Here is a 19,696-nt window from a genome sequence, read left to right as displayed (position 1 = left end):
TCCGCTGACAGGCTTATCACGGCAATCTCCCCGCGGGCTTATTTCCGCGGGGCATTCTATAGGAGTGCTTCATGGCAATTCGCGTGACAGTGTGGAACGAAAACCTCCACGAGCAGGAAAACAAGATCGTCGCCTCGGTCTATCCCGACGGGATTCACGGCGCGATCGTCACGGCGCTGAACGGCGACGCCGGGATTTCGGCCAGCGCCGCGACTCTGCAGGAGCCCGAACACGGGCTGACCGAAGAAAAGCTGGCCGAAACCGACGTGCTGTTCTGGTGGGGTCACAAGGCGCATGGTGATGTCAGCGATCAGGTGGTCGAGCGTGTGTGCAACGCCGTCTGGTCGGGCATGGGCATGGTCTTCCTGCACTCGGCCCATTTCGCCAAGCCGTTCAAGCGGCTGATGGGCGGACCCTGCAACCTGACCTGGCGCGAAGCGGGTGAGCGCGAGCGTCTTTGGGTTACCTCGCGCAACCATCCGATCACCGCCGGCCTGCCCACGCATTTCGAACTGGAGAACGAAGAGATGTATGGCGAGCCCTTTGGCGTGCCGGAACCGCTGGAAACCGTCTTTCTCAGCTGGTTCTCGGGCGGGGAGGCTTTCCGCTCTGGCCTGACCTACAAGCGCGGTGCGGGCAATATCTTCTATTTCCGCCCCGGTCACGAAACCTATCCCACCTATCACGACCAGAATGTGCAGCGGGTGCTGCTGAATGCCGCGAAATGGGCCTATAACCCGGCCCCGCGCCTCAGCGATCCGAATGTCGCGCCGAATGTTCCCGTGACCGAGGCGCTGGAGCCGATCGAGGAACGCGGCCCCCGGCTGCATCAGGACGGCGAAGAGGGTTACCGGTAATGGATCCCGTTCGTCTTCTGATCCTGGGTACCGGCGGCATGGCGCGCAACCATGCCGAGGGCTTTGGCAGGATCCCCGGCGTCCAGATCGTCGCGGGCGTGGACACGCGGCCGGAACAGCTGGCCGCCTTCTGCGCGGATTTCGACATCCCGAACGGCTTTGCGACGCTGGATGAGGCGCTGGCCTGGGGCGAATTCGATGCCGTGACCAATGTGACGCCTGATGCCGCGCATTATCCCACGACCATGCCGCTGCTGGCGGCGGGCAAGCATGTGCTGTGCGAAAAGCCACTGGCCACGCAGGCCGATCACGCCGCCGAGATGGCCGAGGCCGCGCGGCGGGCCGGTGTGGTCAATATGGTCAACCTGTCCTATCGCAATGTCGCGGCGCTGCAAAAGGCCGCGCAGATGGTGCGCGAAGGGCAGATCGGCACGATCCGGCATCTGGAAGCCTCTTATCTGCAAAGCTGGCTGACGCAGCCCGCCTGGGGCGAATGGCGCAGCGAAAGCCAATGGCTGTGGCGCCTGTCCACCGCCCATGGATCCAAGGGCGTTCTGGGCGATGTCGGCATCCATATCCTTGATTTCGCGACTTTCATCGCGGGCGAGGATGCCGTGCAGGTTTCCTGCCTGCTGAAGACTTTCGACAAGGCGCCCGGCGGCAAGATCGGCGAATATAGGCTGGATGCCAATGACTCTGCCACCATGCAGATCGTGCTGGAAAACGGCGCCATCGGCACGGTCGCGGCCACCCGCTTTGCCAGCGGCCATCTGAACGATCTGCGGCTGCGGATCTATGGTGACACGGGCGGGCTTGAGGTCAGCTTTGAAAAGGGCGTCAGCCGCCTGCGCGCCAGCCTTGAACCCGACCTGCAAACCGCCGACTGGCACGAGATCGACACGCCGGAGGTCCAGCCGATCTATCCGCGCTTTATCGCCGCCATTCGCGGCGAAGGCCCGGCCGAGCCCGATTTCGCCCGTGGCGCGGCGCTGCAACGCCTGCTGGACCGAGCCGAGGATTCGGCGCATCAGAACGGCCTTCTGCTGCAGGTCTGACGGGTCAGGCCCGGTGCGGCTTTGCGTTGTGTCGCATGACGGCCTTGGATAAGGTCACGGCGCTGCCCCTTTCGGGGCGGCGTATTTCATGGACAGGATAGAGACAATGAAACTGACCACGTCTGGCAAGGTAAGTGTCGGCATGGCCAAATTCACGCGTCACACCTGCGCTGCGCTGGCCCTGACGGGCCTTGCCGCATTCGCCGCAGATGACGCGATGGCCCAGAACAGTGACATCCCCACGCTTTATTTCTCGGCCATTCCCGATGATGACGCGACCAAGCTGACCGAGCGCTTTTCCGGTGTCGCGGATTATCTTGAGGAAAAACTGGGCGTTCCGGTCGAATATATCCCGGTCAAGGATTATGCGGCCTCGGTCGTGGCGTTTCGCAATGACCAGATCCAGCTGGGCTGGTTCGGCGGCCTGACCGGCGTTCAGGCGCGGCTGGCCGTGCCCGGATCGCAGGCCATCGCACAGGGCGATGAGGATACGTCCTTCGTCTCTTATTTCATTGCCCATGACAGCACCGGGCTGGAGGAAAGCGATGAATTTCCGATGTCTGCCAAGGGGTTGAGCTTTACCTTCGGCGCGCAGACCTCGACCTCTGGCCGATTGTTTCCGGATTTCTACATCCGTAAGGAAACCGGCGAAGCGCCCGAGGATTTCTTTGCCAAGGTCGGCTTTTCCGGCGATCACGCCCAGACCTTGCGGCTGGTCTCGACCGGTGCCTATCAGCTCGGCGCGCTGAACTATACCGTCTATGACGACGCCGTGGCGCAGGGCCTGCCCGAGGTCGAGACGACCCGGATCATCTGGAAGACACCGCCCTATCCCGATTACAACTGGACCATTCGCGGCGATGTCGATGCCCGCTATGGCGAGGGCTTCACCCAGAAGGTCAAGGCCGCGCTGATCGGTATGGATGATCCCGACCTGCTGGCCTCATTCCCGCGGCGCGCCTTTGTCGCGACCTCGAACGAGGCCTATGAGCCCATCGTCCAGACGGGCCGGGAACTGGGCCTTCTGGACTGACCCGATGCTGCATCTGGATGGCGAAACCCTTGCCTATGGCAAGACGGTCGTTCTGTCGCAGGTGGATTTCCACCTGCGGCCGGGCGAGCGCGTCGTCCTGTTGGGCCGCAGCGGCAGCGGCAAGACCACGCTGCTGAGCGCGGCCTATGCACGGCTGGCCGACCAGATGTCCGAACAGATCGCGCTGGTCCCGCAGGAAACCGGGCTGGTGCCGCAGCTTTCGGTTTTTCACAATGTCTATATGGGTCGGCTGGACGCCCATGGCGCGGGCTATAACCTGCTGAACCTGATCTGGCCGCAAAAGGCGCAGCGGCGACAGATTGACGAGATCCTGCAGCAGGTCGGGCTTGAGGGATTGTCCCGCCAACCCGTCGCCGCCCTGTCGGGCGGGCAGAAGCAGCGGGTGGCGCTGGCCCGCGCGATCCATCGCGGCGGCAGCATTCTGGTGGCGGATGAGCCCGTTTCCGCCGTCGATGAACGCCATGCCGCGCAGCTGATCGACACTCTGGCCACGCGTTTCGGCACCATGCTTCTGTCGCTGCACGATGTCGCGCTGGCCCGCCGGGTGGCGACCCGCATCGTGGGCATCAAGGCCGGGCGGCTGATGATCGACAAACCCGCCGCCGAGCTGTCGGGGGAAGAGCTTGATGCCCTCTACCGTCCCTGATTCCCGCGCCCTGTGGCGGCCCGGACGGCTGGGCATTTCGCTGGGCTTCCTGCTGCTGGCCATCGCGCTGCTGCCTGTGGCGGATCTGGGCATTGCCGGGCACGACCCCTGGGGCGCGCTGTCGCGTATGGGCGCGGGGCTGCTGTCGCCGGATTTCGGGGCCATCACCGCGCTGGCCTATACTGCCGCGCTGACCGTCGCCTTTGCCATCTGTGGCGTGGCCGCGGGCGCGACGGCGGGATTTCTGCTGGCACCGTTCTATCACAGAGCGCCCGTCCGGCTGATCTGCGTCGCCATCCGCGCGATTCACGAGCTGTTCTGGGCATTGCTGCTGATGCAGGTGACCGGACTGTCCGCGACGACCGGCATTCTGGCCATCGCCATCCCCTATACCGGCATTTTCGCCAAGGTTTTCGCCGAATATCTGGATGAGGCCGACCCCCGGCCCGCCCGCGCCATATCCCCGTGCAGCGATGCGATATCGCGCTTTTTCTACGCCCGGCTGCCTTTGGCGGCACGGGAATTCGGCACCTATACCCGCTATCGGCTGGAATGCGCGCTGCGCTCCAGCGCGGTGCTGGGCTTTGTCGGGCTGCCGACGCTGGGCTTTCAACTGGATACATTCTTCAAACAGGGGATCTACGGGGCGGTCGCGGCCGTGCTGATCATCTATTACCTGCTGATCGGCACCATGCGGATCTGGATGCGCCGCAAGCTGGTGCCGGTCTATCTGGTCGCGGCTGTCGGCTTTCTGGCGACGCTGCACACGCCACCAATGGGACAGGGTGCGCTGATCCGGTTTCTGACGCAGGATATCGTTCCCGCCCCGCTGCGAAATGCAGACCTTGCCCAGCCCGCGACCTGGCAGAGTCTTGGCGACTGGCTGCAGATGCTGAGCGTGGATCAGGCGCTGCCGGGATTGGCGGCGACGCTGATCGTGGCCCAGCTGTCGCTGGTGCTGGCCGGGATCGTGGCGCTGATCGGTCTTCCGCTGATCCTGCGCCCCATCACCGGGCGATTTGGCGCGCTGCTGGGCCATCTGATGCTGGTGATCGGGCGATCGACGCCGGAATATATGCTGGCCTATATCATGCTGCAGGTCTTCGGGCCGTCGATGCTGCCTGCCGTAGTCGCGCTTGGGCTGCATAACGGCGCCATCATTGCACATCTGATGGGCCAGCAATCGCAGCATCTGGCGACCGGGCTGCGTCCCGATGCGCCCAGGGGGATCAGCCTCTACCTGTGGGAATTGCTGCCGCGGACCTACGGCAATTTCCTGGCGCTCTGCTTCTATCGCTGGGAAATCATCATCCGCGAATCCGCGATCGTCGGGCTTCTGGGCATCTCGACCATCGGCTTTTACATCGGCACTGCGATTCAGGAACTGCGCATCGACCGGGCCGTGTTCCTGCTGCTGGTGACGGTGCTGGTCACGCTGGCGATCGACGTGATCTCGCAACGGCTGCGCGCGCGGCTTGGGCTGGACCGGCTGTCCAGCCACGCCGCCACCAACCGCTGCTAGGCGCGGATCGTCCCGTCGCCGATCACCAGATATTTGAAGCTGGTCAGTTGCTCGGCCCCGACCGGGCCACGCGCATGCATCTTGCCGGTGGCAATGCCGATCTCTGCCCCCATCCCGAATTCACCGCCATCCGCGAACTGGGTCGAGGCGTTGCGCATCAGGATGGCACTGTCCAGCCCACGGAAAAAGCGATCCGCGACAGCGTCATTTTCCGTCAGGATCGATTCGGTGTGCTGGCTGCCATAGCGGCGGATATGGCCGATCGCCTCATCCACGCCATCGACCAGCTTTGCCGCAATGATCATGTCCAGAAACTCGCGCCCGAAATCATCGGGTTGCGCGAGAGTCGTGCCCGAAATGGCGGCCAGATCGCCGTCGGCCCGAACCTCGACCCCAGCTTGCAGCAGGTCGTCGATGATCGCCGCGCCGTTCTTGTCATAAAAGCCCCGGTCGATCAGCAGGCATTCGGCGGAACCGCAAATCCCGGTGCGCCGCGTCTTGGCATTCAACACCACCTTGCGCGCCTTTTCCGCATCGGCATCGGCATCGACATAGATGTGACAGATCCCCTCAAGATGCGCGAAGACCGGCACGCGCGCCTCGCGCTGAACCAGCCCGACCAGCCCCTTGCCGCCGCGCGGAATGATCACGTCGATCAACCCCTGAGCCTGCAGCATCGACGTGACGGCGGCGCGGTCGCGCGTGGGCACAAGCTGGATCGCGCTTTCGGGCAGCTTCGCCTGCCGCAATCCTTCGACCATGCAGGCATGGATCGCCTGAGAGCTGTGCAGGCTTTCCGAGCCCCCGCGCAGGATCACCGCATTGCCGGATTTCAGCGCCAGCGCCCCGGCATCGGCGGTCACATTCGGGCGGCTTTCATAGATGACGCCGATCACGCCGATGGGCGTGCGCACGCGGCGGATTTTCAGCCCGTTGGGACGATCCCATTCGCTGACGACCTCGCCCACCGGATCGCGCTGCGCCGCGACGGCACGCAGGCCATCCTCGATCCCGCGCAGCCGCGCCTCGTCCAGCATCAGCCGGTCAAGCATCGCATCGGACAGCCCCTTCTGGCGTCCGAATTCCATATCCTTCGCATTGGCCGCATGGATCTCAGCCGCGCGGTCGCGGATCTGATCGGCGGCAGTGGTCAGGGCCGCCGCTTTCGCCTCGGCAGGTGCCTGTGCAAGCTCGATGGCCGCGATTCGGGCGGCTTCGCCCATCTGCGTCACCAGCGCCTGTGCCTCGATCTCATCCTTCATGTCGCTCTCCTCAGTCTGGCGCCGCGTCAAACGCCCGTTTCGACGGCCTGCAAGGGTCGGCGCTCTGCTTAAACAGCTTTGCACCGAAACAGGAGTCCAAATTGACGATACGCTGTGCTGCGATCTAACCGCAAATCGCACCCCCCTTGCATCGTGAAGGTGGGCACGATGCCAGTGATTTGCCACCCGGGGCCACAGCTTTCGCCCGTGATCCTGACCTCGGCCCGCCATGGTCACTGCGGATATTCGCAGGGTGGGCGCATCGTCGATGGCTACCAGAGATTATTGTGAGCTTGGGTGGAAATGGCGCGGTTGACGGGGCTCGAACCCGCGACCCCCGGCGTGACAGGCCGGTACTCTAACCAACTGAGCTACAACCGCGCTATATCGTCGGGCGACAGGTGCAAGTGGCGCGGTTGACGGGGCTCGAACCCGCGACCCCCGGCGTGACAGGCCGGTACTCTAACCAACTGAGCTACAACCGCACACTCACCTTACCCGGCTGATCGCCCGCCGGGTGAGGGGCGGTTTACGCAGACACTGCGCCCCCGTCAAGGGCGCGTCACAAAAATTCGCGCGAAACCACGCGGAAAATGCGCGCCCCGCCGATCCTAGCGCGGAGAGCTGATCCGGCCGCCGCAGCAGGGCGCCGCCACCCCGGTCGTCATCGGCCCCGAGGTGGGCAATCCGCGCAGCACCCGCACCGCCAGCCAGCCAAAGGCCTGCGCCTCCAGCATGTCGCCATCCAGCCCGGCGGCCTCGACAGGCTCGACCGCCAAGGGCAAACTTGCCCGCAGCGCCGCCATGATGGCCGGGTTATGCCGTCCGCCCCCGCAGACCAGCACGGTTTCGGGCGGTGAGGGCAGCCATGTCATGCCTGCCGCGACGGATTCGGCCAGCGCCAGAACCAACGTCGCGGCCGCATCCGCATCGGGCAGTGCCGCCACCGCCCGCGCCAGCCCGTCAAACTGATCGCGATCCAGCGACTTCGGGGGGCGGCGCGCGAAATAGTCATGCCGCAGAAAATCCGCGACGATCTGGCAATCCGCCCGCCCGGCGGCGGCCAATGCGCCACCCTCATCCCGGGACTGTCGCAGCCGACTGCGCATCAGGTCATTGATCGGCGCATTGGCAGGCCCGGTGTCAAAGGCCAGGCAGGCGCCGTCGGCCTCTGGCGCCGGGGCGGACGGATCGACCCAGGTGATATTCCCGACGCCGCCGAGGTTCAGGAAGGCCACCGGCGCGGCAGGCAATCTGCCGCTTTCCGCAGCCCATTGCGCGCAGGCCCAATGAAAGAACGGGGCCAGCGGCGCGCCCTCGCCCCCCTGCCGCACATCCTCGGTCCGGAAATCCCAGATGACAGGGCGCCGCAGGGTCTGCGCAAGAACCGCGCCGCTGCCCGCCTGATGGGTGCCCCGCCCGCCAGGATCATGCGCCAGGGTCTGACCGTGATAGCCGATGACCTCCGCTTCGGGAAAATCCGAGGCAAGGTCCGCATGGCTGGCGACCGAGATATCGGCGGCATCCTGAACCCCCTCCTCACCCGGCCACTGCCCAAGCGCGGCATGCAGAACCGCCGCCTCATTGTCGGAATATGGTCGAAAGGCGCTGCGGCCGAAACCATGAATGCGCTGCCCGTCCGTATCGATCAGCGCGGCATCCACCCCATCCAAAGAGGTTCCGGACATCATCCCAAGCGCAATCATCGTGCTTTCCCTTCATCTCTGCAGCCGGTATATCCGCCCCGATCAGAAGGAAACAGCCCATGACCTATCAGCCCAAGTCCGATTTCCTGCGCGTGATGATCGAGCGCGGCTATGTCGCCGATTGCACCGATTACGAGGCGCTGGACAAAGCCCTGCTGGCGGGACCGGTGACGGCTTACATCGGCTATGATGCCACCGCGGCCAGCCTGCATGTGGGACATCTGCTGAACATCATGATGCTGCGCTGGTTCCAGAAAACCGGCAACCGCCCGATTACGCTGATGGGCGGAGGCACGACGAAGGTGGGCGATCCCTCGTTCCGCTCGGACGAACGCCCCCTGCTGGATGAGGCCGCGATTCAGGCCAATATCGACGGCATGCAGCAGGTTTTCGCGCGCTATCTGGATTACGGCGCGGATGCCGCGCGGATGCTGAACAATGCCGAATGGCTGGACGATCTGAACTATCTGACCTTCCTGCGCGACATCGGGCGGCATTTCAGCGTCAACCGGATGCTGTCTTTCGAATCGGTGAAATCCCGGCTGGATCGCGAACAATCGCTGTCCTTCCTGGAATTCAACTACATGATCCTACAGGCCTATGATTTCCTTGAACTGAACCGCCGTTACGGCTGTCAGTTGCAGATGGGCGGCTCGGATCAATGGGGCAATATCGTCAACGGGATCGACCTGACCCGGCGGGTGGATGATACGGTGATCTGGGGTCTGACCTCGCCGCTGCTGACCACCAGCGACGGGCGCAAGATGGGCAAATCGGCGGGCGGCGCGGTCTGGCTGAATGGCGATATGCTGTCGCCCTATGAATTCTGGCAGTTCTGGCGCAACACGACCGATGCCGATGTCGGCCGCTTCCTGAAACTGTATACCGAACTGCCGCTGGAGGAATGCGAACGTCTGGGCCAGTTGCAGGGATCCGAGATCAACGACGCCAAGATCCGTCTGGCCAATGAGGTGACGGCACTTCTGCATGGTGCCGAGGCTGCCGCCAGCGCCGAGGCCACCGCACGCGAGGTGTTCGAACAGGGCGGCGCAGGTCGCGATCTGGAGGTCGCCACCCTTCCCGCCTCGGCGTTACAGGATGGGCTGTCGGTCGCCCAGATGCTGGTTCAGGCCGGGATCACCTCGTCGGGGAAAGAGGCCAAGCGCCTGATCGCCGAAGGCGGGCTGCGGCTGAACAACGAACCCGTTTCCGACCCGCAGCACCCGGTGGATGCGGCTCTGATCGGTGACGGTCTGAAAGTTTCGGTCGGCAAGAAAAAGCATCGGATGCTGCGGATCGGCTAAGCGCCTGCGAAATGGCCGCGTTGCAAGGCCGTGACGCTGCGTCCCGCCGCTGGAATTGCGGGCGCAGAATTCCTAAGTTCCGGGCATGGGAGAGGACCACAAACTCGACCCGGAGACACAGGATATGTCACAGGACCAGAAAAAACCGCTGAGCATCGCCGAACGCAAGGCACAGGCCGAGGCTGATGCGATTCTGGCGCAGATGTTTGGTTATTATGCGCGCGAGGAATCCCCGCGCGCGGTCAAGACCGAATATGATGCCCCTTACGCCGCCTGACCGGCGGGCAGGATCACAAGGATTTCCGGGGGCGTCTTTCGCCCCCTTTTTGTTGCTCTGCACCCGCATCACCGCGCGAATGCGCCCGGATAGCCATTGGCGCGCAGCTGGTTCAGCGCCAGGATCAGCGCCCGCCGGTCCCGGAACGGGCCGGCCATGATCAGGCGCTTTGGCTGATCCTGATCGCGTATCCGGCCCTGTGCCACGCGATAGCCAAGCTGCGACAGGTTGCGGATGGTGATGGTCGCATTGCGATCATCGGCAAAGGCGCCGACCTGAACAAAGCGCGCATTGGGAGGGATCATTTCGGGATCAGGCTTTTGCGGCGCGGTCTTTGCGACACGCCGATCCGCGACAACGGATTCACTGGCTTTTTTCGCCGGTGCCCGCCGCGCCGGCCGTTCGGGGCTGACCGCCGGTCCGGCATGCTTTGCCGCCCCTTGCGCCTTTTCCTTTGCTGTCGACGCCCCCCCGGTCTTCGGATCTGCCATCTCGGCCATGGCGGTCTGATGTTCCGTCAAAAGCCGCCGTTTGGGCAGCGGCGCGCGCATGCCGGGGCACAGACCCTGCGTCACATCCGCCCCGATGATCGGAGAGGAGGACGTGCTTGGCACATAGCCCAGCTTTGCGCAAAGCTGGGATGATTGCGGCCCCGCCGCGGCAACCGCGGCCCTGACGGCCTCCATCGCCTGAACCTGCCGGGTCACGCGATCCTGCAGGGCGGTTTGCGCCGGTTCGATGAGGGGATCCTTGCGTTCCGGCATGTCGCGGCGATCCGAGGTCAGATCGCCATCGCGCAGCCCTTCTGCAAGGGTGGTCTGCAACAGCTCTTCCAGGCTTTTGGAAGGCGCCACTTCCTCGGCATCCGCAAGCGGTGTGGGGGGAAAGCCGCAGATCTGGTGACCGTCGCGATCCTGACGGGGCTGCCATTTGCCCATGTCGCGCAGAAAGACACAGCCCTGCGCGTCGATGAACTGTGTGCCCCGGTACGACAGCGGCACATCCTGCGGCCATGCAAGCAATGGCCACAGCGCCGCCCCCAGAAACACCATCAACGCCCGCATCACCCACCTTCGAATCGTCCCGTGGGTGACAGGAATAAGGCGGAATGCTGAAGCGCCGGTTAATCCGTCACTTGGTGCCGAACATACGATCGCCCGCATCGCCCAGACCGGGCACGATATAGCCGTGATCGTCCAGCCCATCATCCAAAGCGGCAGTGAAGATCGGCACGTCGGGATGGGCCTCTTGCATGCGCTTCACGCCTTCGGGTGCGGCCAGAAGGCACAGGAAACGCAGGTTTTTGGCGCCGCGCTGTTTCAGCATGTCGATGGCCGCGACCGAGGAATTTCCCGTCGCCAGCATCGGATCGACCACGATGGTCATGCGCGCATCCAGCCCGCCCGGAACCTTGCAGTAATATTCCACCGGCTGCAGCGTTTCGGGATCGCGATACAGCCCCACGAAGCCGACCCGGGCCGAGGGAATCAGTTCCAGAATGCCATCCAGCAGGCCGTTCCCTGCGCGCAGAATCGAGATCAGGGCCAGCTTTTTCCCCTCTAGCGTGGGCGCGTCCATTTCCGTCATCGGGGTTTCGATGCGGGTGGTGGTCAGCTCTAATTCGCGCGTGACCTCATAGGCCAGCAGCAGGCTGATTTCGCGCAGAAGCCGCCGGAACCCCGCGGTCGAGACGTCTTTCTGGCGCATGATCGTCAGCTTGTGCTGAACAAGCGGGTGGTCAATGACGGTCAGGTGGTTGGTCACGGGAATTCCTTTCTCAGCCGGTCGCGCGTTGCCTCGTCGCAAAAGGCCGCCTCGGCGGCCCAGCGGTTGATTTGCACGAACTCGGTATCGCCCCAGCCAAAGGTTTCCGCAAGCCGGTCATATTCCTGACGCAAGGTCGTGTGGAAAAAGGGCGGATCGTCGGTCGAGACGGTGACCCGCACCCCCGCATCCGCCAGCCGCGCGATCGGGTGGCTGGCCAGATCCGGATAAACGCCAAGCGCGATATTCGAGCCGGGATTGACCTCCAGCGTGATTTCGCGCTGCGCCAATTCGCGCACCAGTGCCGGATCCTCGATGGCGCGGACGCCGTGGCCAATGCGGCTGACGCCCAGATCCAGCGCCTGACGCACGCTTTCGGGGCCGACCCATTCGCCGGCATGGCAGGTCAGGCCCAGACCGGCCTCGCGGGCGCAATCAAAGCTCCATTGATAATCGGTGGCCTTGCCATTGGTTTCCTGACCTGCCAGCCCGAAACCGGTCACCCAGTCCCCTGCGGTTTCCGCCGCGCAGATGGCGGTTTTCCTGGCCCGTTCATGCCCCAGATGGCGCAGGGGCGTGACGATGGCTCGGCTGTCGACGCCCTGAGCCCGGCCGGCCTCTGCCGCCTCGGTCATGGCGGCCAGATAGTCGCGCCATGCCTGCAAATCGCCGCCACCGCAGAACTCGGGTGAGACGAAAAGCTCGGTATAGATCACGCCTTCCTCGGCGCTTTGGGCCAGAACCTCTGTCAGCAGGCGGGCATAGTCGCGCGGCGTTTTCAGCACGCTGGTGGCGTCGTCATAACAGCGCAGGAAATCATCGAAATCGCTGTAGGAATAATGGCCCTGCGCGTCGAACACCCCGCTGAGGTCGATCCTCTTCTCGGCCGCGATGCTGCGGATGAAATCTGGCGGCGCCGCGCCTTCCAGATGCAGATGCAGTTCGATTTTCTTCATAGGAATGATGTTCCCCTGTAGGTCGCAGGAAGGCCAAGATGCGCCATGACCGAGGCGCCGATATCGCTGAACGCAACATGACCGATGTCGCGCGCGCCCAGACCATGCCCCAGAACCGGGACGCGTTCGCGGGTGTGATCGGTGCCGGTCCAGCTGGGATCATTGCCATGATCGGCGGTAAAGATCGCCAGATCGCCGGGGCCCAGCGTCTCAAGAAAGCGGCCGGCCACGCCGTCGAACCATTCCAGCTGCGCGGCATAGCCTGCCACATCGCGCCTGTGGCCGTAATTCGTGTCGAATTCGACGAAATTGGCAAAGGTCAGGCTGCCGAACTCTGCCTCTTTGCCCAGACGGATCAGATGTTCGCCCAGATCGGCGTCGGATTTGCCCTTGTGCAGATGGGTCACGCCGCGATGGCTGAAGATATCGCCGATCTTGCCGATGGCATGGGTCACGCGTCCGGCGGCGCTGGCAATGTCCAGAATCGTGTCCTGCGGCGGCGCGATGGCGAAATCGCGACGGTTCGAGGTGCGGGTGAACTCGCCCGGCTTTTCGCCGATAAAGGGGCGCGCGATGGCGCGACCGACCTTCATCTGATGCAGCATGGGCGCGATGCCTTGGCACAGATCGATCAGGCGTTGCAGGCCGAAATGGTCTTCATGCGCGGCGATCTGCAACACGCTGTCGACCGAGGTATAGCAGATCGGCCAGCCGCTGCGGATATGTTCGGCCCCGAAATCCTCGATCACCTGCGTGCCCGAGGCATGGCAATTGGCCAGAATCCCCTCGGTCCCGGCCAGTTCGCAGATCCGGCGGGTCACCTCATCGGGAAATGCGGGCGTGGTATCGGGGAAATAATGCCATTCCCAGGGCACGGGCACGCCCGCCATCTCCCAATGGCCCGAGGGCGTGTCCTTGCCCGGCGAGATCTCGGTCGCGGCGCCCCAGATGCCCTGCGGCGTGGCGCCAAGGCCCGGCGCCGTGGCCCCGGAGGCAAGATCGATCGCCGCGCCCAGCCCCAGACGGTCCAGATTGGGCATCAGCAAGGGTCGGGCCCTGGCGATATGGCCGACGGTATTCGCGCCGGTATCGGGCACATCGCCGCAAAAGAACTGGTCGGCATCCGGCGCGCCGCCAATGCCGACACTGTCCATGACGATCAAGAAGGCTCTGGCAGAGGTCATGTCATATCCTCAGGTTATTTTCGCACGGACCAGCGGTCCCGGCTGACAGCGCTCACCGGTCTGATAGGCTGCCTGAACCGCGGCGATGGCGATATCCGCCGCGATATCGTCGGCGGCATGGACAATGGCAAGGGGCCGGTCGGGACCGACAGGCTCACCCAGTTTTGCCAGATCGGAGAGGCCGACCGAGGGATCTATCCGCTCGCCCGCCTTGACCCGACCGCCGCCAAGGGCCACGACCGCATGCCCCAATGCCGTGACATCGATCCGGGTCACATGCCCATCAGGGGCGGGCACCGGACGCGCGACAGGCGCGCGGGGCAGATGGGTCTCCGGATCATCGACCAGACCTGCGGGACCGCCCTGCGCCGTGACCATCTGGCCAAAAATCTCTGCCGCGCGGCCATTTTCCAGCAGCGTGACCAGATCCCGTGTCCCCTGCCCCGCCACCGTCAGGCATTCCTGCGCCAGCGCAAGGCTCAGATCCCGCAAGGCGCCGGTCTTGCCCCGCAAGACGGCAATCGCCTCGGCCACTTCCAGCGCGTTGCCCGCGCTGCGCGCCAGCGGCTGATCCATATCGGTCATCAGCGCCGCCGCCCGGCATCCCGCGCCATTGGCCGTCGTGACCAGCGCCTGCGCCAGGTCGCGGGCCTGATCCGGGCTGCGCATGATCGCGCCGGATCCCACCTTGACGTCCAGAACCAGCGCATCCGGCCCCGCCGCCAGCTTCTTCGACAGGATCGAGGCGGTGATCAGGTCAATCGATCCGACCGTGCCGGATTCGTCCCGAATCGCGTAAAGGCGGCGATCTGCCGGGGCCAGATCCCCCGTGGCCGAGACGATGGCACAGCCCACCTGCCGCACGACCTTGCGCAAACGATCCTCGGTCAGGTCGCAGTCAAAGCCGGGAATCGCCTCCAGCTTGTCCAATGTGCCGCCGGTATGGCCCAGCCCACGACCCGAGATCATCGGCACAAAGACCCCGCAGGCGGCCAGAAGCGGCGCCAGGATCAGGCTGACCGTATCGCCGATACCGCCGGTCGAATGCTTGTCCACCACCGCGCCCGGCAGATCCCAATGCAGCACATGCCCCGAATCGCGCATGGCCCGCGTCAGGGCGACCCGCCCATCCTCGCCCGTGCCGCGCAGCAGGACCGCCATGGCGAATGCCGCTGCCTGCGCGTCGCTGACCTGACCGTTCGCCAGCCCCTCGGCGATCAGCGCAGCCCCCGGCCCGTCCAATCCACGCCCATCGCGCACCGCCGCGATGACATGTCGCGGATCGCTCATCAGACCTTGCTCATGTGATCTTGATCGAAGCGCCCCGGCAAAAGCTGGCCGATCGTCGTTTCCAGCAACGCGCCCCCGGTCGTGGCCAAGGTCACCGGCGTATCGCCCGCGCCGAATTCCGCCAGTTTCTGGCGGCACCCGCCACAGGGCGGCACCGGGCTGGGCGAATCCGCGATCACCGCAACCTCGACCAGCGTGGTTTCACCGGCGGCGACCATGGCGGCAATCGCGCCCGCCTCGGCGCAGGTACCCTCGGGATAGGCCACGTTTTCCACGTTGCAGCCGCGATAGACTGCGCCCGAGGCACCACGGATCGCGGCCCCCACCTTGAACCGGGAATAGGGCGCATAGGCAGCCTCGCGCACATCGCGGGCGGTATCCAGAAGTGACAATGCCATTCTCCCTGTCCTGTTGAATGAGTTTTGCGCGCTGGCCCTGTTGAACGCAAGCCGAACCCGCCTGTTCCCCGCCGGAGAAATGGTTTAACGGTGAACTAAAGTGAAATCGGAGGGGCAAATCATGGAAGACCGCAGGCAGGACAGCGCCAGACAGGATGCGCTTGATTATCACGAATTCCCGCGCCCGGGTAAGTTGGAGATCCGGGCGACCAAGCCGATGGCGAATGGCCGCGATCTCAGCCGTGCCTATTCGCCGGGCGTCGCTGAAGCCTGTCTGGAAATCAAGGCCGACCCCACCAATGCAGCGCGCTTCACCTCACGCGGGAATCTGGTGGCGGTGGTCAGCAATGGCTCTGCCGTTCTGGGGCTTGGCAATATCGGTGCGCTGGCCTCGAAGCCGGTGATGGAGGGCAAGGCGGTCCTGTTCAAGAAATTCGCCAATATCGACTGTTTCGATATCGAGGTGAACGAATCCGATCCCGAAAAGCTGGCCGAGATCGTCTGCGCGCTGGAACCCACTTTCGGCGCCATCAACCTTGAAGACATCAAGGCCCCCGATTGCTTTATCGTCGAACGCCTGTGCCGCGAACGGATGAATATCCCGGTTTTCCATGACGACCAGCACGGCACCGCCATCGTGGTGGGCGCGGCGGCCACCAATGCGCTGCATGTCGCCAAAAAGAAATTCGACGAGATCAAGGTCGTCTCGACCGGCGGCGGCGCGGCGGGGATCGCCTGTCTGGACATGCTGCTGAAGCTGGGCGTGAAGCGCGAAAATGTCTGGCTTTGCGACATTCACGGGCTGGTCCACAAGGGACGCCACGAAGACATGACTGAACAGAAGGCGGCCTATGCGCAGGATACGGATCTGCGCACGCTGGATCAGGTGATCGGCGATGCGGATCTGTTCCTTGGGCTGTCGGGGCCGGGCGTGCTGACCAGCCAGATGGTGGCCAAGATGGCCGACCGGCCGATCATCTTCGCGCTGGCGAACCCGACGCCGGAAATCCTGCCCGACGATGCGCGGTCGGTGAAACCGGATGCGATCATCGCAACGGGCCGCAGCGATTTTCCCAATCAGGTCAACAACGTCCTGTGCTTCCCCTTCATCTTCCGCGGGGCGCTGGATGTGGGCGCGACGACCATCAATGACGAGATGGAACTGGCCTGCATCGAAGGCATCGCCGCGCTGGCGCGTGCCACCACCGCGGCCGAGGCCGCGGCAGCCTATCGCGGCGAGACGCTGACCTTCGGGCCGGAATATCTGATCCCGAAACCCTTCGATCCGCGCCTGATGGGCGTCGTCTCTTCGGCCGTGGCGCGCGCGGCGATGGAATCGGGCGTGGCCATGCGGCCCCTGCCCGATGTGGATGCTTATAAGCGCACCCTTGATGGCTCGGTCTTCCGCTCGGCCATGATCATGCGCCCGGTCTTCGAGGCCGCCGCCACCGTCGAACGCCGCATCGTTTTTGCCGAAGGCGAGGATGAACGCGTGTTGCGCGCCGCCAACGCGATGCTGGAGGAAACCACCGATGTGCCGATCCTGATCGGCCGTCCCGATGTCATCAGCGTGCGCGCCGAACGCGCGGGCCTGCCGATCCGGCCCGAGCGCGATTTCGAGATCGTGAACCCCGAAAACGATCCGCGCTATCGTGACTATTGGGAAACCTATCATCAGTTGATGGCCCGTCAGGGCGTCAGCCCGGATATTGCCCGCGCAATCATGCGCACGAACACCACGGCCATCGCCTCGGTCATGGTGCATCGTGGCGAGGCGCACAGCCTGATCTGCGGCACCTTTGGCCAATATAGCTGGCACCTGCGCTATGTGCGCGAGATCCTGGCACGGGGCGGTCTGCACCCGGTCGGGGCGCTGTCGATGATCATTCTGGAAGACGGCCCGCTTTTCATCGCCGATACCCAGTGCCACAACGATCCCACCCCGCATCAGATCATGGAAACGGTGGTCGGGGCCGCGCGCCATGTCGGCCGCTTTGGCGTGACCCCCAAAATCGCTCTGTGCAGCCATTCGCAATTCGGCAATCTGGATACCTATACCGGGCGCAAGATGCGTGATGCGATGGCGCTGCTGGATCAGGGCAATGTCGATTTCATGTATGACGGCGAAATGCATGTCGATGCGGCGCTGGATCCGGCCCTGCGCGAACGGATCTTCCCGGGATCGCGGCTGGAGGGGGTGGCGAATGTGCTGGTCTTCCCGGGCACCGATGCGGCATCCGGCGTGCGCAACGCGCTGAAGATGCGCGCCAACGGGTTGGAGGTCGGGCCGATCCTGATGGGCATGGGCAACCGCGCCCATATCGTCACGCCCTCGATCACCACGCGCGGCCTGCTGAACATGAGCGCCATCGCCGGCACCCCCGTCGCGCATTACAGCTAAGACAGCGGATGGGGCGGTGACGGATCGCCCCCGCCCGCCGGGCGAAAAGCCCCCGCCCGCGCAAAGACGGGTTGCGCCAGCCCGCCTGCTTGCGGATTATCTTCGCAACAGGGGGACAGGGCGCATGAGTTACAGCGATATCTATGCCGCGTGGCAGGCCGATCCGGAAGCGTTCTGGATGGAACAGGCCGATCTGATCGACTGGGACCGCAGGCCCAGCCGCGCCTATTTCGATCAGGGGCCGGTGGGGGAATGGTTTGCCGATGGGCTGCTCAATACCTGCTGGAATGCCGTCGATCGCCATGTCGAGGCCGGGCGCGGCGATCAGATCGCGATCATGCATGAAAGCCCGGTGACGCTGTCCACCAAGGGGATCACCTTTCGCCAGTTGCGCGACCGTGTCGCCCTGCTGGCCGGGGCGCTGCGCAAACAGGGCATCGGCAAGGGCGACCGGGTGATCATCTACATGCCGATGATCCCCGAGGCGTTAGAGGCGATGCTGGCCTGTGCCCGTCTGGGCGCGGTGCATTCCGTGGTTTTCGGCGGATTTGCGGCGCATGAACTTGCGGTCCGGATCGACGATTGCCAGCCCAAGGCGATCATCGCGGCCTCTTGCGGGATCGAGCCGGGGCGCGTGGTGCATTACAAGCCCCTGCTGGACGCGGCCATTGATCAGGCGGCGCATAAGCCAGAATTCTGCGTGATCTTTCAACGCGAAGAAGAGGTCGCCGGTCTGGTCGAGGGGCGAGATCTCAGTTGGCACGGGTTTCAGTACGGGGTTGAACCGGCAGATTGCGTGCCGGTGGAAGGCAACCACCCGGCCTATATCCTCTACACATCGGGCACGACCGGCCAGCCCAAGGGCGTGATCCGACACACGGCGGGCCATCTGGTCGCGCTGCACTGGTCGATGAACAATATCTACAACATCCACGAAGGCGACCGGTTCTGGGCGGCCTCGGATGTCGGCTGGGTCGTGGGGCACAGCTATATCTGCTATGGCCCGCTGCTGGCAGGTGCCACCACGGTCGTCTTCGAGGGCAAGCCCGTCGGCACGCCCCATGCGGGCGTCTTCTGGCGCATCATTCAGAATCACCGGATCAAAAGCTTTTTCACCGCCCCCACGGCGCTACGGGCGATCAGGCGTGAGGATCCGGATGGCGAATGGATCCGCCGCTACAAGCTGCACGAGTTGCAGGCGCTGTTTCTGGCCGGTGAACGCGCCGATCCGGAAACCGTGACATGGGCGCAAAAGCATCTGGGCGTGCCGGTGGTCGATCACTGGTGGCAGACGGAAACCGGCTGGGCCATCGCCGCCAATCCCATCGGGATCGAGATTCTGCCGACGAAACCCGGCAGCCCCTCGGTCCCGATGCCGGGACATGACGTGCAGATCCTGGATGAAAGCGGCCAGCCCGTGCCCCCCGGCACGCTGGGCGCCGTGGCCATCAAGCTGCCCCTGCCTCCCGGCACCCTGCCGACCCTGTGGAACGCGGAAGACAGGTTCCGCAAAAGCTATCTGGACCGGTTCCCCGGCTATTACGAAACCGGCGATGCAGGCTATATCGATGCGGATGGCTATCTGTATATCATGGCGCGCACCGATGACGTGATCAATGTCGCGGGCCACCGCCTGTCCACCGGCGCGATGGAAGAGGTTCTGGCCAGCCATCCCGATGTGGCCGAATGCGCGGTGATAGGCGTGGCGGACAACCTGAAAGGCCAGCTTCCGCTGGGCTTTCTGTGCCTGAAAAGCGGTTCGCAGACGCCCCATGACCAGATCGTGCAAGAGGTCATCACGATGGTGCGCGACAAGATCGGCCCGGTCGCGGCCTTCAAGACCGCCTGCGTGGTGGACCGCCTGCCCAAGACCCGATCCGGCAAGATCCTGCGTGCTACCATGGCCAAGATCGCAGATGGCGAGGAGGTGAAAACCCCCGCCACCATCGACGATCCGGCGATTCTGGATGAGATCAGATCGGCCCTGAACTCGGTCGGCTATCCGGCAGGCTGAAGCCGC

Annotated in this window: 17 protein-coding genes and 2 tRNA genes; 9 read left to right on the top strand and 10 right to left on the bottom strand. The window is 64.2% G+C overall.

Annotated elements, in window-relative coordinates; all coding sequences use genetic code 11:
• Nucleotides 1-71 precede the first annotated feature (71 nt).
• The 5 genes from JHX87_RS17310 (at nt 72) to JHX87_RS17290 (ending at nt 5,134) form a co-directional block, all read left to right on the top strand.
• The gene (locus JHX87_RS17310; RefSeq protein ID WP_271883549.1) at nt 72-857 is read left to right on the top strand and encodes a ThuA domain-containing protein; all 786 of its coding nucleotides are present in this window, start codon (nt 72-74) and stop codon (nt 855-857) included.
• Nucleotides 857-1,912 (top strand): Gfo/Idh/MocA family protein, encoded by a 1,056-nt coding sequence (locus tag JHX87_RS17305; protein ID WP_271883550.1) that lies wholly within the window; start codon nt 857-859, stop codon nt 1,910-1,912. Before JHX87_RS17310 ends, JHX87_RS17305 begins: the two co-directional genes overlap by 1 nt.
• A 217-nt stretch (nt 1,913-2,129) precedes the next feature.
• On the top strand, nt 2,130-2,945 hold the full coding sequence (locus JHX87_RS17300; RefSeq protein ID WP_473087570.1) for a putative selenate ABC transporter substrate-binding protein: 816 nt from the start codon (nt 2,130-2,132) through the stop codon (nt 2,943-2,945).
• A 4-nt stretch (nt 2,946-2,949) separates the two neighbouring features.
• Nucleotides 2,950-3,612 carry an ATP-binding cassette domain-containing protein gene (locus JHX87_RS17295; RefSeq protein WP_271883552.1) on the top strand — a complete coding sequence of 221 codons (663 nt, stop codon included), beginning with the start codon at nt 2,950-2,952 and terminating at the stop codon, nt 3,610-3,612.
• Nucleotides 3,593-5,134: a PhnE/PtxC family ABC transporter permease gene (locus tag JHX87_RS17290; RefSeq protein ID WP_271883553.1), complete on the top strand. Its 1,542-nt coding sequence runs from the start codon at nt 3,593-3,595 to the stop codon at nt 5,132-5,134. Before JHX87_RS17295 ends, JHX87_RS17290 begins: the two co-directional genes overlap by 20 nt.
• Here JHX87_RS17290 and JHX87_RS17285 read toward each other — a convergent pair.
• From JHX87_RS17285 to JHX87_RS17270, 4 genes are all read right to left on the bottom strand, one after another.
• Entirely contained in the window at nt 5,131-6,396 is a 1,266-nt protein-coding gene (locus tag JHX87_RS17285; protein WP_271883554.1) for a glutamate-5-semialdehyde dehydrogenase, read from the bottom strand. The genes JHX87_RS17290 and JHX87_RS17285 overlap by 4 nt on opposite strands.
• Nucleotides 6,397-6,700: 304 nt before the next feature.
• Nucleotides 6,701-6,777, bottom strand: a tRNA-Asp gene (locus tag JHX87_RS17280).
• A gap of 27 nt (nt 6,778-6,804) precedes the next feature.
• Nucleotides 6,805-6,881, bottom strand: a tRNA-Asp gene (locus tag JHX87_RS17275).
• 126 nt (nt 6,882-7,007) lie between these two features.
• Nucleotides 7,008-8,102, bottom strand: a complete 1,095-nt coding sequence (locus tag JHX87_RS17270; protein WP_271883555.1) for an anhydro-N-acetylmuramic acid kinase — start codon at nt 8,100-8,102, stop codon at nt 7,008-7,010.
• Between the two features lie 59 nt (nt 8,103-8,161).
• Between JHX87_RS17270 and tyrS the strand changes: the two genes are divergently transcribed.
• Together tyrS and JHX87_RS17260 are read left to right on the top strand one after the other, a co-directional pair.
• Nucleotides 8,162-9,406 (top strand): tyrosine--tRNA ligase, encoded by a 1,245-nt coding sequence (gene tyrS / locus JHX87_RS17265; RefSeq protein WP_271883556.1) that lies wholly within the window; start codon nt 8,162-8,164, stop codon nt 9,404-9,406.
• Between the two features lie 124 nt (nt 9,407-9,530).
• A complete protein-coding gene (locus JHX87_RS17260; RefSeq protein ID WP_271883557.1) occupies nt 9,531-9,683 on the top strand; it encodes a hypothetical protein in 153 nt (50 codons plus the stop codon).
• 68 nt (nt 9,684-9,751) lie between these two features.
• On the opposite strand, the gene JHX87_RS17255 is transcribed toward JHX87_RS17260, so the two are convergent.
• From JHX87_RS17255 to JHX87_RS17230, 6 genes are all read right to left on the bottom strand, one after another.
• Nucleotides 9,752-10,747 carry an SPOR domain-containing protein gene (locus tag JHX87_RS17255; protein WP_271883558.1) on the bottom strand — a complete coding sequence of 332 codons (996 nt, stop codon included), beginning with the start codon at nt 10,745-10,747 and terminating at the stop codon, nt 9,752-9,754.
• 67 nt (nt 10,748-10,814) lie between these two features.
• Nucleotides 10,815-11,390: a uracil phosphoribosyltransferase gene (gene upp, locus JHX87_RS17250; protein WP_272833944.1), complete on the bottom strand. Its 576-nt coding sequence runs from the start codon at nt 11,388-11,390 to the stop codon at nt 10,815-10,817.
• Nucleotides 11,391-11,443: 53 nt separating this feature from the next.
• Entirely contained in the window at nt 11,444-12,403 is a 960-nt protein-coding gene (locus JHX87_RS17245; RefSeq protein ID WP_377775983.1) for an adenosine deaminase, read from the bottom strand.
• Nucleotides 12,400-13,587 (bottom strand): phosphopentomutase, encoded by a 1,188-nt coding sequence (locus tag JHX87_RS17240; RefSeq protein WP_271883560.1) that lies wholly within the window; start codon nt 13,585-13,587, stop codon nt 12,400-12,402. The genes JHX87_RS17245 and JHX87_RS17240 overlap by 4 nt, the downstream gene beginning before the upstream one ends.
• Before the next feature lie 9 nt (nt 13,588-13,596).
• Nucleotides 13,597-14,877: a thymidine phosphorylase gene (locus tag JHX87_RS17235; RefSeq protein ID WP_271883561.1), complete on the bottom strand. Its 1,281-nt coding sequence runs from the start codon at nt 14,875-14,877 to the stop codon at nt 13,597-13,599.
• Nucleotides 14,877-15,269, bottom strand: a complete 393-nt coding sequence (locus JHX87_RS17230; RefSeq protein ID WP_272833943.1) for a cytidine deaminase — start codon at nt 15,267-15,269, stop codon at nt 14,877-14,879. The genes JHX87_RS17235 and JHX87_RS17230 overlap by 1 nt, the downstream gene beginning before the upstream one ends.
• 127 nt (nt 15,270-15,396) lie before the next feature.
• On the opposite strand from JHX87_RS17230, the gene JHX87_RS17225 reads away from it, so the two are divergent.
• Together JHX87_RS17225 and JHX87_RS17220 are read left to right on the top strand one after the other, a co-directional pair.
• Complete coding sequence (locus JHX87_RS17225) at nt 15,397-17,676, top strand: NADP-dependent malic enzyme (protein WP_271883563.1); 2,280 nt, start codon at nt 15,397-15,399, stop codon at nt 17,674-17,676.
• Between the two features lie 124 nt (nt 17,677-17,800).
• Nucleotides 17,801-19,690: a propionyl-CoA synthetase gene (locus JHX87_RS17220; RefSeq protein WP_271883564.1), complete on the top strand. Its 1,890-nt coding sequence runs from the start codon at nt 17,801-17,803 to the stop codon at nt 19,688-19,690.
• Nucleotides 19,691-19,696: the final 6 nt, after the last annotated feature.

This window comes from Paracoccus fistulariae (assembly GCF_028553785.1).
Classification (GTDB): Bacteria; Pseudomonadota; Alphaproteobacteria; order Rhodobacterales; family Rhodobacteraceae; genus Paracoccus; species Paracoccus fistulariae.
The sequence above is the reverse complement of the archived record's forward strand: the minus strand, read 5'-3'. Positions and strand labels throughout refer to the sequence as shown.

Bases quoted from the DNA above. Each gene is read 5' to 3' on its own strand.
- JHX87_RS17245 (WP_377775983.1), bottom strand. From the start codon at position 12,403: ATGAAGAAAATCGAACTGCATCTGCATCTGGAAGGCGCGGCGCCGCCA.
- JHX87_RS17220 (WP_271883564.1), top strand. From the start codon at position 17,801: ATGAGTTACAGCGATATCTATGCCGCGTGGCAGGCCGATCCGGAAGCG.
- upp (WP_272833944.1), bottom strand. From the start codon at position 11,390: ATGCGCCAGAAAGACGTCTCGACCGCGGGGTTCCGGCGGCTTCTGCGC.
- JHX87_RS17310 (WP_271883549.1), top strand. From the start codon at position 72: ATGGCAATTCGCGTGACAGTGTGGAACGAAAACCTCCACGAGCAGGAA.
- JHX87_RS17260 (WP_271883557.1), top strand. From the start codon at position 9,531: ATGTCACAGGACCAGAAAAAACCGCTGAGCATCGCCGAACGCAAGGCA.
- JHX87_RS17255 (WP_271883558.1), bottom strand. From the start codon at position 10,747: ATGCGGGCGTTGATGGTGTTTCTGGGGGCGGCGCTGTGGCCATTGCTT.
- tyrS (WP_271883556.1), top strand. From the start codon at position 8,162: ATGACCTATCAGCCCAAGTCCGATTTCCTGCGCGTGATGATCGAGCGC.
- JHX87_RS17225 (WP_271883563.1), top strand. From the start codon at position 15,397: ATGGAAGACCGCAGGCAGGACAGCGCCAGACAGGATGCGCTTGATTAT.
- JHX87_RS17285 (WP_271883554.1), bottom strand. From the start codon at position 6,396: ATGAAGGATGAGATCGAGGCACAGGCGCTGGTGACGCAGATGGGCGAA.
- JHX87_RS17290 (WP_271883553.1), top strand. From the start codon at position 3,593: ATGCCCTCTACCGTCCCTGATTCCCGCGCCCTGTGGCGGCCCGGACGG.
- JHX87_RS17305 (WP_271883550.1), top strand. From the start codon at position 857: ATGGATCCCGTTCGTCTTCTGATCCTGGGTACCGGCGGCATGGCGCGC.
- JHX87_RS17295 (WP_271883552.1), top strand. From the start codon at position 2,950: ATGCTGCATCTGGATGGCGAAACCCTTGCCTATGGCAAGACGGTCGTT.
- JHX87_RS17300 (WP_473087570.1), top strand. From the start codon at position 2,130: ATGGCCCAGAACAGTGACATCCCCACGCTTTATTTCTCGGCCATTCCC.
- JHX87_RS17270 (WP_271883555.1), bottom strand. From the start codon at position 8,102: ATGATTGCGCTTGGGATGATGTCCGGAACCTCTTTGGATGGGGTGGAT.
- JHX87_RS17235 (WP_271883561.1), bottom strand. From the start codon at position 14,877: ATGAGCGATCCGCGACATGTCATCGCGGCGGTGCGCGATGGGCGTGGA.
- JHX87_RS17240 (WP_271883560.1), bottom strand. From the start codon at position 13,587: ATGACCTCTGCCAGAGCCTTCTTGATCGTCATGGACAGTGTCGGCATT.